The 14,426-nt window shown below is 35.0% G+C and carries 13 protein-coding genes and 1 pseudogene; 7 read left to right on the top strand and 7 right to left on the bottom strand.

Translation table 11 applies throughout. The features are described 5' to 3' along the window. Positions 1 to 16 precede the first annotated feature (16 nt). The 5 genes from GON26_RS11295 to GON26_RS11275 form a co-directional block, all read right to left on the bottom strand. Positions 17 to 235: a PRTRC system protein C gene (locus GON26_RS11295; RefSeq protein ID WP_037438461.1), complete on the bottom strand. Its 219-nt coding sequence runs from the start codon at positions 233 to 235 to the stop codon at positions 17 to 19. Positions 236 to 262: 27 nt separating this feature from the next. Beyond that, on the bottom strand, positions 263 to 862 hold the full coding sequence (locus GON26_RS11290) for a PRTRC system protein E (RefSeq protein WP_078704255.1): 600 nt from the start codon (positions 860 to 862) through the stop codon (positions 263 to 265). A gap of 52 nt (positions 863 to 914) precedes the next feature. Continuing rightward, a complete protein-coding gene (locus GON26_RS11285) occupies positions 915 to 1,988 on the bottom strand; it encodes a DUF932 domain-containing protein (RefSeq protein WP_113264894.1) in 1,074 nt (357 codons plus the stop codon). 44 nt (positions 1,989 to 2,032) lie between these two features. Then, positions 2,033 to 2,410, bottom strand: coding sequence for a single-stranded DNA-binding protein (locus GON26_RS11280; protein ID WP_113264893.1), 378 nt, complete (start codon positions 2,408 to 2,410; stop codon positions 2,033 to 2,035). A 665-nt stretch (positions 2,411 to 3,075) separates the two neighbouring features. Next, positions 3,076 to 4,341: a site-specific integrase gene (locus GON26_RS11275; RefSeq protein ID WP_078704261.1), complete on the bottom strand. Its 1,266-nt coding sequence runs from the start codon at positions 4,339 to 4,341 to the stop codon at positions 3,076 to 3,078. A gap of 307 nt (positions 4,342 to 4,648) precedes the next feature. Here GON26_RS11275 and GON26_RS11270 point away from each other — a divergent pair. Further along, a pseudogene (locus tag GON26_RS11270) lies at positions 4,649 to 6,310 on the top strand (ATP-dependent nuclease); the annotation flags it as partial. Positions 6,311 to 6,489: 179 nt separating this feature from the next. Then, complete coding sequence (locus tag GON26_RS11265; protein ID WP_160374910.1) at positions 6,490 to 7,077, top strand: hypothetical protein; 588 nt, start codon at positions 6,490 to 6,492, stop codon at positions 7,075 to 7,077. Positions 7,078 to 7,621: 544 nt separating this feature from the next. Here the strand turns inward: GON26_RS11265 and GON26_RS11260 are convergent. Then, positions 7,622 to 7,798 (bottom strand): histone H1, encoded by a 177-nt coding sequence (locus GON26_RS11260; RefSeq protein WP_133525787.1) that lies wholly within the window; start codon positions 7,796 to 7,798, stop codon positions 7,622 to 7,624. Between the two features lie 134 nt (positions 7,799 to 7,932). Beyond that, complete coding sequence (locus GON26_RS11255; RefSeq protein ID WP_160374909.1) at positions 7,933 to 9,606, bottom strand: AraC family transcriptional regulator; 1,674 nt, start codon at positions 9,604 to 9,606, stop codon at positions 7,933 to 7,935. Between the two features lie 480 nt (positions 9,607 to 10,086). Between GON26_RS11255 and GON26_RS11250 the strand changes: the two genes are divergently transcribed. The 5 genes from GON26_RS11250 to GON26_RS11230 all read left to right on the top strand — a co-directional run bounded on the left by GON26_RS11250 (position 10,087) and on the right by GON26_RS11230 (position 14,421). Further along, positions 10,087 to 10,689 (top strand): hypothetical protein, encoded by a 603-nt coding sequence (locus tag GON26_RS11250; RefSeq protein WP_160374908.1) that lies wholly within the window; start codon positions 10,087 to 10,089, stop codon positions 10,687 to 10,689. A 693-nt stretch (positions 10,690 to 11,382) separates the two neighbouring features. Beyond that, on the top strand, positions 11,383 to 11,874 hold the full coding sequence (locus tag GON26_RS11245; protein ID WP_160374907.1) for a helix-turn-helix domain-containing protein: 492 nt from the start codon (positions 11,383 to 11,385) through the stop codon (positions 11,872 to 11,874). Between the two features lie 97 nt (positions 11,875 to 11,971). Continuing rightward, positions 11,972 to 13,180, top strand: a complete 1,209-nt coding sequence (locus GON26_RS11240) for a hypothetical protein (RefSeq protein WP_160374906.1) — start codon at positions 11,972 to 11,974, stop codon at positions 13,178 to 13,180. Between the two features lie 281 nt (positions 13,181 to 13,461). Continuing rightward, positions 13,462 to 13,941, top strand: a complete 480-nt coding sequence (locus tag GON26_RS11235) for a hypothetical protein (RefSeq protein WP_160374905.1) — start codon at positions 13,462 to 13,464, stop codon at positions 13,939 to 13,941. Between the two features lie 141 nt (positions 13,942 to 14,082). Then, positions 14,083 to 14,421 (top strand): DUF4134 domain-containing protein, encoded by a 339-nt coding sequence (locus tag GON26_RS11230; RefSeq protein WP_160374904.1) that lies wholly within the window; start codon positions 14,083 to 14,085, stop codon positions 14,419 to 14,421. Positions 14,422 to 14,426: the final 5 nt, after the last annotated feature.

Here is a 14,426-nt window from a genome sequence, read left to right as displayed (position 1 = left end):
GTTTTAAAATTTTGGTTTAACCTTTCGTACCCATTACGCTCTCAAATTTGTACTCGACTGCATCATCTTTTATTTGTGGTGCTGATACTTTTGCGGTTGTCAAAATCGGGTACATATTGGCGTAAAAATTCATTACGGCTTCCACGCTCCAACGTGGTTCGGGGTCGGTCAGTCTGATGTCCTGTCCTTTATCTTTGAGTATGAAAACTCGCTCTAATTGCGTTGCTAATAACATAACTTTCTGATTTTGGGGTTAACACTTTTATTCTTCTTCGTCCGCTTCATCAATAGGATAATCGGCAGTAACTGCTTCCTCTGGCGATTCATGTGGTGCTTCTTCCATTGTTCCGAAAAGGCTCGGTGTGGCAAACTTGTCGGATAATGATGTTTTGCGTTTGCGTATCTCGTCCGCTTTTTCGGGAAACTCCGTTATATCGGGTACTTTCATCCACGCTTCACGGAACTTACCCTCTTTCTCCAACTCGTCAGCCTTTACTATAGCATCTTTAAATTTCTTGTCTTTGGCTTCTTTTTCCTTTTTCTCCTTTTCGGCTTTTTCTTTCTCGATTGCCGATTGTTTTTTAACTTCTTCCAATTGCTTTAAGAATTTTTCCATATCCACCATTAAGCCTGATATTTTTTGTATAGGTTTGGTAATCTGTTCAAAAAATCCCTCGTCAAACTCTTGGGGCGTGGCGTTAAATGTCAATGGGGGAATACCGTTTTTGGCACTATCTCCGCATTGTTCGTTGTTAAGCAATACTGTTACGATTAGGTTGCTTTCTATTCCTTTTGAAATGTTCAGTTGTAATACTCCTGTAAAGTCCAACTGCTGTATCTGGTTGAAAAAATTTGTATTCATTGTTATGAAATTTTGTAGGCTACCACCGATTAAGGCGGTAGCCTGTTGTTATTTAATTAAGGTTTAGGATTTCTGCACCATCTAAAGCAAAACCATTACACAAGTCAAATGCTTTCTGTGATTTGAGTTGAGCAGTACCACCCAATACAATGCTTTGTAATTTGGCTTCGTCATTCTTGTAATTTCTCACGTTCTGATAGTAGCCTGTAACAGCGTTATACGCTCCGAACAAAGTGCCTTTTGTTGTGTCCATTTGCTGTGTATCGCTTATCATTGCGTATGCAAATGCGTCCTCAACGGTATTTTTGAACACGGTGGAAATTTCATCCATAGCACCCTTTTTTAGCAAATCAAAGGTTTCCTTATTCGGGCAAAGTGCCAATTGGATTAGCTTTTTAACCTCTTGGTCTGTTACCTTCACTTTTGCCCACTCATTGAAAATTCCCTCTAATTGGTTGCTCAATGTGTTGGCAAGTCCCATAATCTTGTGGGCATTTTCTATACGTTGTTTTGCTCCCGAAGTATGTTTGATACGAACCACATTGGTCATACTGCGTAACGAAGCGTTTAAGGTGTTTTGGCAAACTATACGGATAGGAGTAAATGCGGCTGTGATACTTCCGCTACCATCGTGCGAAGTGGTTAGGAAGATGTACTTTTCCGTAACATCATCGCCATTACCGACACGGATGTAGTCAGGCAATTTGGCTGTGATGAAAATACGTTCTCCGTTTCCTAATGCTCCTGCGGTTTCATAGAGAATACCCTCGCCACCACCTACAATTGCATCAAAGAAATTAAAGGCTTCACGATTTTGTACTATGTGGTAATCCTTTCCGACTACTCCCAATACTGCATTGTTATCGGTGCGTATGTTAGCAAAATAGTTAGGTACTTCCAATTCACTACTGCCTATCTCAATACCGTTAGCCGTTTCGATAATGCCCGAACCTTTTGTAAATAGTGGGGATTTTACGACTTCGTAATCTAACCCTGCGTGCTTGATAGCTTCTTCGCTTGTCGGGTACTGTTCTACGATTTGCCCCAAACCGTGCCACGCTTTTTGCTGAACGCTAAAAAATGAATAACGTCCTGTTCTCTCGTTGAAATTGATATTATGTGCCATAATGCTTAAAATTTTGATGTTAAAAAATGATTGAATACTCGTTGTTAAAATGGTAGGTCGTCTTCTGTCTTATTATTGTTTGTGCCTGTGGTGGCTTGTACCGTTTCCGTTTTTTTGCCACCGCCGTGCAGTTTGATTTGTGAGGTATGGAAATTCAGTCCTGCTCTTGGCTCTCCGTCATTGCCTGTCCACGCTCTTGTACTTACTCTTCCCGATAGTTCTACCAAAGTGCCTTTTGTAAGTAGCTTGGCTACATTTGGGGTTATCCAATAGGAGCAATCAAAATAGGTTGTTTGCTCTACACGCTCACCTTGTTTGTTACGGTAGCTGTCGTTGGTCGCTACTGAAAAATTTACTACTTGTTTGTCCTGTGACGTTGTGCGTACTTCCGCATCTCTTGTCAGTCTTCCTGTAATGTTCATGATTTCTACTTTTTTGCGTTATTAATTTTGTTCTGATTTTTCCCTTGATTTATTCGGCAATGAGAGGAGGTGCTGAAGTTTCGTTTCACTCTTTTGCCATTTCCAATGCTGTATTTTTTCATTTCTGACATTTTTTTTATTCGTCTAAAGAGCCGGAGTATGCTTTGTTTCGTTTCACGAGCATAAAAAGGTTAGTGTTTAGCAGGAACAAGGTTTTGTCAAAAAAATACGACCCGAATGGGTGGAGATTTTTTTTGCAAACCAGGAAGGCACGACCTTGTTTCTGCGTTAAGAACACGGAAATACCTTTGCTCTTGAAATGGAACAAAAAAGCATATCGGTTCTTGAATAAAAAATCATGTGGAAGCACTTGAAAAAGGCATTGAGGAAATGGCCTTATGATTACAAAACCTGCAATTACATTTAGCAGAATTTATTTTAGTATCTCAAAGTATTGTGGCTTTGGAGGCCACGTAAACGGTACTGAAAATATTTGTTGAGGGATAAGATTGGATAGTTTTTCAGTATGGTTTATTAAGTCATCCTGCCAAAGCTCTTTTATTGCATGGGATGGGTGCTGGAGGAATAAATGTGCTTTTGAGGATTAAGTATGGGCATAAAAAAAGCAGGACATAATCCTGCTTCGCTCTGTGTGTATATAAATTCTAAATGATAACCTCTTTCTCCATTTCAGAAAATGCGGCTTCCATTCCTGCAAATTTATGCGATACCAAATCCATATCCTTGCTAATTTTCTGACTGGTAATCTTGGCATAGATTTGAGTGGTAGAAATGTTTTTATGTCCCATCATTTTGCTAAGGCTTTCAAGGGGTACACCCTCTGTTAAAAACATTGTTCCAAATGTGTGCCTTGCGGTGTGAAAGGTTACTTTTTGTTCTGTAACAATCTCTAATTCTTGAACAAGTTTGTCTATATGGCTATTACAAATTTTATTAGTTGGAACAGGAAAAATAAAATCATTTCGGGTAGTACCTTTATATTTTTCAATAATACGTTTGGGTATTTCCATAAGCCTAACATTAGAGGCAACATCAGATTTTTGTCTTCGGCTTATAATCCAATCGTGACCATCAAAAAAGGATTGTATGTTAGTACTTTTAAGTTGTTTAATATCTATATAAGATAGTCCTGTAAAACAGCTGAATACAAAAAGATCCTTTACAATTTCATAATTTTGTTTTGAAGGATTGTGTAATAACAGGGACTCAACGTTTTCCTTGAGTAAATAGCTACGGTCATTTTCCTTCATCGCTATTTCATAATCTTCAAAAGGATTTTTCCTGATAAGACCGTTTTTGACAGCTATTTCCGCAACACGATAGAGTGGCATAGTATATACCCAAACAGTATTGTGTGTGCACTTTTTGTCTATTCTAAGGAAGAAATCAAACTCTCTGATAAAATCACACGTCAATTCCCTGAACGCCATGTCATCACGATGATACCTGCTTTTGATAAATTCAGTAACGTGGTTATAGACAATTTTGTATTTGTAGTAGGTACTTTCGGAGCGTTCTCCTTGTACTACCATTTTCCCAAAATCGTCATTGTTCTTCTTAAAGACTTTCAGCAAGGAATCTTCCATAATACCAACACCGAGAAATGCAAGTTTCAGCTTTTGTGCCGTTACAAAACCCTCGTGTTTCAGCATATCTTCATAAAGGGTATCAATACGTGCCCGTATATTATCCAATTTTTGGTTAATACCTAGTGCTTTTGCACTCTTGCCTTCAACTCTTCCATACTTTAAATCCCAATTATTTGGGTTGATTTCTAACTTTGTTCCTAAAGTCTTAGGTGTTCCATCAATAGTAATACGTGCCATAATCGGGGCATTACCGTTCTTTTTCGGCTCGTTCTTTTTCAGGTAGAAAAGTAATTTGAACGTAGATTTTTTTGTCTGCTCCATAACTCAAATGTTTAATGTTTAAAATTAAATTGTATTGAGTTACAAGGGAATATGAAAAATAGGGCAAAACACTGAAATATAATCTGTTACACCTTTAATTACCTTTGCTAATCGGTAACGAATTAGTAACCTATCTTTGTATTTTTAAGACCAAAACCTATCAGACACCGAGTTCCAAACTAAGACTACTGTTTTATAAAGCATTGTATATAAACGGTTTTAACCGTTTTGCTTATTTTTGCTTTCTACTAATCTTTTTTATTAAAAAAAGGACGTTTTAAAAAAAAGTAAAAAAGAGGATTTAGAAAACTTTGAGAAAGCAGTAAAACTTTCAAATTTTTTATGGAACACAAGAATAAAAACAAAATCAAAATCACTTGATGAATTTTATAATCATAGAGAAGAATTAAAAGCAGTTTATGATAATCAGGAATACTTGCTTATTCTTATTGGCAAAAAGTTCAATGAAAGCGGAATTTATTTTGGCTCTTATCATAACTATTTAGATTTTATTAATGAAAATCCACTAATTCAGCACGAAGAAGACGAATTACAAAAATATTTTAAAGGCTTTTATGACTATATTATTTCTCATTATTCATACATATATATTCCTGTAGAAACCGATGTTTACACTTACACGAAGTTAGAAACTCAAGATATGCAAAAACTGATGGATAGAAATATTCAATCAGAGATTGAAAAAGCAATCAAACCAGCAACGCTAAAACAAATTAATAAAGATTTAGATACATTTGTAAAAGACATTGAAGGAGTTCTGGAAATATATGAATATAAAGGGCATTTCAAAAATAGTTTAACAATGCCAGATTTAGTTTCGAAAATTATTGAAGCATATTTTTCGATAAAAGTACTTAACAAAAAATCAGAAAACGATACAAAAAGAATTCCAGTAAGTGAATTAAGTTCAGGTGAAAAGAGGAAAGCATTAATTGATGTTGCCTATTCGTTTTTACTAAAAAATAGTGATAGAGATAGTAATATAATTCTAGCAATTGATGAACCTGAGGCATCATTACACATATCAAGTTGTTACGGACAATTTGAAAAACTAATTGGAATTAGTAAACAAAATCATCAAATAATAATTTCAACTCATTGGTACGGCTATCTTCCTGTTGTTACAAACGGAAGTGCTACATCAATTAGAAAGAATAGTAAAAATGAAATTACAGTAGATTATTTCAACTTATATAATTATCGCGAAACAATTACTCAATCAAGGAAAAAAATTAAAGGACAATTACCTATTGATTATAACATAAAAAGTTACAATGATTTAGTTCAATCAATTGTCTTTTCACTATTACAAGAGAATAATTATAATTGGATTATTTGTGAAGGATTATCAGAAAAAATTTACTTTGAAGAAATTTTTAAAGCTGAAGTTAAAAATAATAATTTAAGAATTCTTCCTATGGGAAGTTATAAAGAGGTTCGCAAAATTTATATGTATCTTTTATCTCCAATAAAGGACCCAGATTATACTATTAAAGGAAAAGTTTTCTGCTTAATTGATACCGACAACGAGAAAGTTGAAGTTCCATATGAAACAAATAAAAATTTATTTTTCGAAAGATTAATAAATAAAGAAGAAGGTACGGTGCTAATTGATGTGAATAATAATTTGACAAATCCACCGACAGAAGTCGAAGATTGTTTAAACACAATTTTATATTATCAAACCTTAATGGAATTTTCTGAAGATGATCAAATAATTAAAAAAATATTACTTGAAAACAAACTTGTAGAAAATGCTAAAAACTCAAGTGAATTTTTAGATTTGAAAACTAGTGAAAAGAAAAGTATCAAAGACTTTTTTAATGGAAATGAAGGTTACAATAAAATACTATTTGCAAAAAAATATATAGAAATATCCAAACAACCTTTTTTTAATGACATAGAAGATATGACGTGGATTAAAAACATCAAAAAACGCATAACATAACTACGCACAACACCCGTTTTGCTCTATTGCGAAATTTGTGTAAGCCGGACGTTTATCTTTCCAAAGAAGTTATATTTTAACAGAAAATACGCAGTTCCGAAGCTCGCAACAGACGCAAAGTGGCGAAACGTTAGCCATAACTCACTTAAAAAAAGCATATAAATCAGTATTAAATTAAAATGACTATAAAACAAATTGAAGCTATTGGAAATTTTCTAACGTATTACAGAACTGATTTAATTTATATTAATCAGTTTCAAAAATTTAAAGCCGGAAAGATATCTCCAGAAGAATACATTCAAAAAAACCCAGGAAGTTTTTATTCTTTTTTAATTGAATATAGAGTTGTTAGAAACTTCCCAAAAGGGACTGTAAATAAATTGTTATATGAAACCAGTTTATGGATTAAAAGTAGTGAGTCTAACAATGTAGATTTATTTGCAGAAAAATTAGCCGAAACTGTGACGAATAAAAAAGTAATGGCCTCAATGGCTTCAAAAATATTATTTCTAAATAATCCTTGGGAAATAATACCGATGGATAGTTTGGCAAGAAAAACTTTAAATCAAAAAGAAAATAAATACTCCGTATACAAAAATAAACTCACTGGTTTTGGAAATGAAAATGAATTAATTTTTGAAAATTCTTTAAATTATACTAATTCTCTAACTAATATAATACACACCGAATTTAATGATTTAAAAGACTTGAAGTTGATTTGTAAAAATAGAATAATTGATAAAGTACTTTGGACAATGGGAAAATAAATAAGCAACAGTTAACAACATCTACAAGCAATTTAAACATTTGGCTTAATTTAGGATGGCCTTGATCTGGCAGATGGAATGTTCAAAAATTCTGTGCTCTCCTATGCGAAATGTTGTTCATGTTGTGGAGGTGAAATTATCACTGGATTCAAAAGAAGTTTTCAAAAATGAGGCATAATTGAAGGAAAATCATTTGGCTTTTGTACGAGCTATGTTATAGAAAAAGTAGACAAGTTAGAAGATAAATTTGGCGTAAAAATAAAATTTAGTTAGTTGTATTTACTCAAAAACAAAATGTTATTCTCCAGCCCCGATTGAAGCGGAAATCCTTTTCTGCCGGGGTCCGGCATAAAAGATTGCAGTGCAAAGCGGGAGAGGCTGCCTAATGAAAAACGTAATAATTGTGCTTCCAAAAAAAATGCTATTGTCGGCTTAAAAAATAATTTAAAAATCAACCCGTAGAATCAGCACAAAAGATAGACATAAAAAAATGGGGTTTAAAAACCCCATTCCCTTCTTTTAAAGTAAGTAAGACTGCTAAAAATTATTTCTTAGACTCCTCAATAGAAACTTTTCTAAACTCTTTCAACAATTTTTCAATTTCCAGTGTTGACTTGCGGGCTCTTGCACCTGCTGCCTTAACACCTTTTTCAATTAAAGACTCAGATTCTGTTTTAAATGTTTCGATTTCGGCGTTTATTTTTGCTACTAAATCTTTCATGATACTATTATTTAAGTTAAGGGAGCAAAAATATAATTTTGCTTGTTATACACACTAATTTCCCAAGAAAAAAAAGCTATTGCTGAATAAATAGGATCGTAATGGTTTGTTGAATTATTTTTCAAAAATATATTTTACTCCGATATCTTATTGAGTTCTTTAATAAAATAAGAAGTTGGGCATCCCGCTTTTGCAAAAAATGCCTGTGCAAATCTTTGCGTGCTGCTAAAACCAGCCTCCTCTGCCAATGCCCTGTTGGAATACTTCCTCACTTTGGGATCCTCTTTCAATATGGAGATTATATAATCTATCTTCAGATCTGCTATATAGTTTGTAAACTTTTTGCCCCTGAAATGATAAATTATCTTTGACAAATATTTAGGGTTGGATTTGAATACTGCGGCAAGTTTTATTGAAGTCAGATCTTTTTCAAGAAATTTTTGATTTCTTTCAAATTTCTCAAGCTGCTTTAGTATACCTGCAACCGTATCTTTATGAATATCATCAATTCCATTATGGCCATTTCGGGCTTCCACCTTCGGGGCATAACCGTTTTGCTTCATTGCCTCTTCAAAATTCTGTCTGTAGATTTTTTTATTTCTGATATGCCTGTACGCCATGAACAGTACAATTAAAAATAAGAGTACAGTTATAGCCGTAAAAATAAGGTCATTATGTTTCCTTCTATTAAATGAGTCTTCAATCTCTTTTTTCTCTTTTACCAGTATATTGGTATCATATACTTTGCGAACCCTATTTGAAAGATATCTAAAATTGTTATCCAGTACACTGTCTGCTTTAAGCAGTTTTTCGATATAAAAAAGCTGTTTGGACAGGTCCTTTTTAGACTTATAATATTTTATTATAAGTTCATAATTCTCCCTGAGGTCTGGACGTATGTACTGTTTATCATCAAAAATCCGGTCTACTTTCATAAAATAGGCCAATGCCATTTCGGGTTTTCCAAGTGCCCAATAACTTTTACCAATGTAAAAGTATCCAACGGATATGTTTCCAAAATCCTTATTTTTATTTAAGCTTGGAAGTGATTGGTTAATTTTTTGGATAGCTGTTCCATAATTATTTTTAAAATACTCATTGATTCCCTCTGAATGAATAAAGTAATCTCTCATTTCATTATTTTCGAGTCTTCTTCCCTCCTCAAGACCCTTGCTGTTTATTTCAGAGCATAGACCGAAGTTGCCAATCTTATTATAGCATAAGCCAAGCAAATGCAGCGAATTAAGGTATGCCCTTCCATTTTTTTCTTTGAAAAAATCCCGGCACTCCATAAAAAGAGAAATTGCCTCGTCATAAAATCCGAGATAGTATTTTATATTTCCAATGTTATACTTGACCTTAAATATGAGGTATTTGTCACCGGTTTTAGAAATATAATTATCAGCTATGAGATAATTATCAAGAGCATATTTATGTTTTTTCTGTCCATAGTAAACAATTCCTTTGGAAAGATACGCTGAGCCAATAAGAGCATTATCTTTCGACCGTCTGGCAGCATAAATCATACTGTCAGCATATATGAGTTTTAATTTATCCGGCGCGTAGTGCAGATAATTTTTATACCCGTTTATGATTTCCTCGGAATTCCCCTCACTATTTGCTTTACTCAGAAAGTACCTTAGATAATAAGCTTGTTTGAATTTATCCTCAGCCGCGGCTTCAATGCGTTCAAAAAGATAATCATAACTCTTCGACTGCAGCGTATCGGAAATCTTCGGATGCAAATCACGGGGGTAAAATTGAACTCCAAAACAAAGAAAAACTAATAAGAGATACTTTTTGATCATAAGCTTAATTAAAATTAGGGCACTACTTAAACACAAAATACAGTTTTACAGGAAAAAAACGCAATTCGATAAGGATAATGTAACGGATACAAAAAAAGAGCCTCAAATATAACGCAATATCTTGATAATTAAGGCATTTGACACAAAAAAAACATGTGTGGATTTTCGGAAAATCCATATACCAATTACCGGAAATCCACACACAATGTTTTGCGGGGCTGGATTTCTGCCTATAGATTTGTCATGAATTCAAAAGCAAAAATATTGGGCAAGGTGCTCAATTAAAGTTCTGCTAACCCGGGTGAAATGAACTGACTGCGAAAATCAGTCTTTACATTTAACAAACTTATCATGAAAAATCTTTTATCAACATTAGTAATTTTTACATCGCTATTAATTTCCTGTACCGATGAGAATATTGAAAACACTGAAATTCCAGAGAGCAAAATTTTTAAAGAGAAGTCCAGTAACGCAGGAAAAATGCTTACCGGACTCAATCCCGAAAACACGGCCAACCCTTATGATATAGCCGGCAAAATACACAATGACATCCTGGACGCCTACCTGACAGGATACCATACCTGCAGCACAATTGCACAAGTCAGCCAGAAAGTTGATTCTATTTCAGCTTTGAATAATGATCTGTTAAATTTAGGAACAAGCTCCCCTGTAATCTATGGTGACATACAGGAGATTATTGATAGTCCCCAAACAGCATTAGAACAGGCGATTGCCAATTCTCCAATGACAAGTACTGCAAAAGACTGCCTTTCCGGTTTTATGGCCTCTATGCTTTTATGGCAGGATGATGATTATAGCGTTATTCATCAGTCCATTATTTCATTTGAGGCTTCTGTTCTGTCCAATGCTGAGTTTAGCAATGAGGAAAAAAGGATTATCCTTACCACCTCTTCCATTACAAGATATGCCATATACTATACTAAGGAACGCAAGGATAAAGATTGGGAAACCTCTGTTGGAAATCGCGTTGGAGCTGTGCAGGGTGCTGTTGCCAATTCCTCAACCGCAGTTAAAAGATCCACTGTTGCAGGCATTATGATTCAAAACCTACAAACGCAGTAGCCATGTATATAACTGAGCTGGCTGAAAAAAAACTGCAATACACATACTGTGTTTTTTTGATCCTTTTCAATCTTATCTGCCTTTATTTCATCATAGATTTTTTAGTCTATGATGAAATATCAGGCAATCTGACAGACACAGGGATACGAGGTGATTCTTCCCGCAAATTAGCGTTCCTCTTTTTTGTAAATGGCATGTCTAATTTATTTTTTGTCTGCGTCATACTCATGGCCCGATTATTTAAAGATTAAACAGCAGGCTAGATACAGGAAACAAACACTTTTCCCTACCGTACTTACAAATTAAAATCATAAAGCATCTATTTTGGCATCACGCAAATCAAAATATAACCCTTCAGGCATCCAGGTCTATATCTTTAAAACATTCAGCTCGAGAATTGCTTTTAAGGAATTACTTATAATGGACCGGTTTACAGTCCTAATTATAAACTCAGGAGCCCTATGCATACAAATTAACAACAGAAAAATCCATTTATTTATAAATGAGGTGATCGTCATACCTAAGAGGTCCAATTGTGAAATTCTGATCATGAGCCATCAGTTGCAGATCTGCCTGCTTTCCTTTACCTCAGAGTTCGCTTTGGAGAACAGCATAAGATGGCCGCATGTGGGCTATTTTGAATATTTCATTTCACAATATGTTTCCAAAATTTTTCTTAAGAACAAAGATATAATGCCTCTAATCGATTTACTCAAATTGGTTCACAGCAAAGTGAGAAGCTCCGACAAGCATCTCTATAAAAAGGAAACATTACTTTTAAGTTTTAATCTTTTCCTGTACGAACTTGCCAGAGCTTATTATATATCATCGTGGTACAGCCATGTCAAACATTCCAGTACTGAAAAATTGGTAGTTCATTTTTTCCGGCTATTGGAACTCAATTGCAGAAAACAGCACAGTGTAAAATTTTATGCCGATTCTCTGCATGTTTCTGCAGGCCACCTTACCAAAATTGTAAAACAAGTTACGGAGATCACTGCCAAACAATGTATAGAGAATGCCATAATTCTGGAAGCCAAAATATTGCTTCAAAATAATGATTTAACCATTTTATACATTTCAGAAGAACTTCAATTTGCCAATACCTCTTTTTTCAGTACTTTTTTTAAAAGACATACTTCAATGTCGCCCTCCGAATATCGTATAAGATTAAATGTTCGTTAAAGTTGCACAAAATTAACTGTTAAAAATGCTTTGAAGGAATTGATTTAAGGTCACCTGAATTCAGAAATAGAGCTGTATTTACTAAAAAATTAAAGACATGACTCAAACCTATCTTTTAGAGTGGCTGGATTCGGTTGTTACTTTAAATCTAAACCCGAAAAAAAATGATGTTAATCAATTGACATCCCTTCAGTGCAAAGCAATAATTAATAAAGCGATAGAGGAAACACAATTAATCCAGACCCAGCTTACCATTCAGGTTTTCTCCCTTAACCGGGAAAAGCATATTAAGGTGCTTGTGAAAAATTACCATTCAGCCCTAATTAACCTATGGGAACAGCTTATCGCCATAAACTCCACTATGCATCTACAGCGGGATGAAGTACGGGAAGTTGTCACGACTTTACTGTCATCACTTGACGAACTACTGACTTTTATAGAGTCCAGGTTTAACCGTTTTTTAAGTTTGGATTCAAGAATCCCTGTATCCTACCTGACCACATCCAATAAAAAGCAGAAGCAAAGGCTTGACAAACTCGGAAGCAGTCCTTTTTTTGAAACTCAGGAGAGGGAACTGGTTGATATTGTCTTTAATTCATTGTACTTTTTTGCCAGTCCAAAAAAGAAAAAGAAAATCACTTTTCGGGAAATCCTTTACCAAAAACTATTGATAAAGGAATTAGAATCTTTAACCCGCAGTTACAGTAAAGACGCAGCTAATACGAGCCTCGAAGAATTATTGATTTATATGAATTTTAACAGCAAGATTTTTATCAACTATTTCACGCAGACCATTTCAAGAAAAATTGATGCGTTTGAACACATGTACGATAGGATGGAATGCCTGCTATTTTACTTCAAGGAATTCAATCAAATCAGCACTATTGAGGGCGTGGCTTTGTATCCTAATTGTCAAAACCTAAAGAAAATACTGCGAGACTGGTTTGAACAGGAAATCATCTTTCAAGAAAAAAAACAGCAGCTAAGCACCTCAACATCCTCTACCTCTACAGCTCAAAAACAGCCTGCACCCACGATAGCAGAAAAGAAAATTGAGAAGGTTCTCTGCCGATTGTCAACTGACCAAACAGCGCTGATTCTCAGGGCATCGGGTGAGCTGGACATCTTAATTTCAAAATCGATGAATCAACTCTTCAAGACAATCGTTCCCTATTTATCGACCCCTAATAAGGATTTCCTTTCCTATGACTCGATGCGAAGCAAAGCTTATGTGGCAGAGGACCGGGATAAGGAAATAGCAATTGATACACTGGAGAGAATGATTAAAAAAATAAAAGAATATTAAGTAGATGTTATTATAGTTCTAATGAATTTTAAAAACATTTTACCTAATTATAAATCAGCCTCCCCTCCGGAGGCTTTTACTTTTTTTTAAAAAATTTTTCATTTTTTTTCTCCAGGTTTTACAGCGGGTCCAGCGGAGTCCAGCAGGGGTACAACAAAAAGCTGGACTTGTACCGCCATGGTGACTATCGTTCCTTTGCCCTGTAATGATGAACATCCATATTGAAAAATTAATCAAAAAGGATGATGAGAACTAATGTCGAACGATAAAATGAAGAGCGTATGTTTACAAACATTTCATGGAACAATTACATAGTTGTGATTGTTCTTTTAACAGCGAGCTGGTACCTATTTGTTGGAGTACGATTTTACTTTAATGACCTTAAAGAAATCGCTGCCGGGAAAAGAAAACTAAAATTTCATGGATTCCAGAAAGAAAATTATCAGGAGTTCGAATCACAATTAAATACACCGTATTTACCAAAAACTACGGCAACAGATTCCTCTTCAGAAGAATTTGATACCACATTTACACAGGTCGATGCTTTAATTGATCACTTGAAAACTGTTATTGCCGATGCGGCCAAAACAAAACTTGCCAAACAGGAATTTGCCTATAGGCTAAAATCAGTCCTTCAGGACTATCCCTTAATTAGAGATTCCTCTTTTAGCTCTTCAGTAAGTGAGCTGATAGTCCTAGAATGTAACAAACTCGAATATTTCATCTTAACCCAACCAGAAGCTGAAGCTTTATGGGGTTAGAAAATTCTGCAAAAATATTACGGAGGAAATCCCCCTGTCCATTCCTGTGCGGTATGGCTTATGTGACAATGGAAATGGAATTGTGACAGCGGCAGCTCCTCCGTTTTTTATCTGATTATTTGAACTTTAAAATAATGCGTTATGAAAAAATGGAGCTGGAATTTTAGAAAATCAACGAAACAAAAAATTGTCATTATTGCCTTGCACTTTTTACTGCTGGCGGTCAACTACAGCAGTTATGCCCAGGACGGACTTGCCGGGATCAATGAGGCTAATGAGAAAGTCAGAAGCTATTTCGATGCGGGAACCGAACTTATGTATGCCGTTGGGGCAATTCTGGGCCTGATCGGCGCGGTAAAAGTATATCAAAAATGGAACGCCGGGGACCCGGATACCGGAAAAGTTGCTGCCGCGTGGTTTGGCAGCTGTGTGTTTCTGGTTGTTGTAGCAACCGTTATCCAATCTTTCTTTGGAATTTAAAGTCC

Source organism: Flavobacterium hydrocarbonoxydans, assembly GCF_009789235.1.
Classification (GTDB): Bacteria; Bacteroidota; Bacteroidia; order Flavobacteriales; family Flavobacteriaceae; genus Flavobacterium; species Flavobacterium hydrocarbonoxydans.
This window is presented reverse-complemented; position numbering and strand designations above follow the sequence as displayed.

Coding starts and splice junctions, on each gene's coding strand:
- GON26_RS11230 (WP_160374904.1), top strand. CDS start 14,083: ATGAAAAAATGGAGCTGGAATTTTAGAAAATCAACGAAACAAAAAATT.
- GON26_RS11290 (WP_078704255.1), bottom strand. CDS start 862: ATGAATACAAATTTTTTCAACCAGATACAGCAGTTGGACTTTACAGGA.
- GON26_RS11255 (WP_160374909.1), bottom strand. CDS start 9,606: ATGATCAAAAAGTATCTCTTATTAGTTTTTCTTTGTTTTGGAGTTCAA.
- GON26_RS11235 (WP_160374905.1), top strand. CDS start 13,462: ATGTTTACAAACATTTCATGGAACAATTACATAGTTGTGATTGTTCTT.
- GON26_RS11245 (WP_160374907.1), top strand. CDS start 11,383: ATGCCTCTAATCGATTTACTCAAATTGGTTCACAGCAAAGTGAGAAGC.
- GON26_RS11265 (WP_160374910.1), top strand. CDS start 6,490: ATGACTATAAAACAAATTGAAGCTATTGGAAATTTTCTAACGTATTAC.
- GON26_RS11280 (WP_113264893.1), bottom strand. CDS start 2,410: ATGAACATTACAGGAAGACTGACAAGAGATGCGGAAGTACGCACAACG.
- GON26_RS11275 (WP_078704261.1), bottom strand. CDS start 4,341: ATGGAGCAGACAAAAAAATCTACGTTCAAATTACTTTTCTACCTGAAA.
- GON26_RS11240 (WP_160374906.1), top strand. CDS start 11,972: ATGACTCAAACCTATCTTTTAGAGTGGCTGGATTCGGTTGTTACTTTA.
- GON26_RS11250 (WP_160374908.1), top strand. CDS start 10,087: ATGCTTACCGGACTCAATCCCGAAAACACGGCCAACCCTTATGATATA.
- GON26_RS11285 (WP_113264894.1), bottom strand. CDS start 1,988: ATGGCACATAATATCAATTTCAACGAGAGAACAGGACGTTATTCATTT.
- GON26_RS11295 (WP_037438461.1), bottom strand. CDS start 235: ATGTTATTAGCAACGCAATTAGAGCGAGTTTTCATACTCAAAGATAAA.
- GON26_RS11260 (WP_133525787.1), bottom strand. CDS start 7,798: ATGAAAGATTTAGTAGCAAAAATAAACGCCGAAATCGAAACATTTAAA.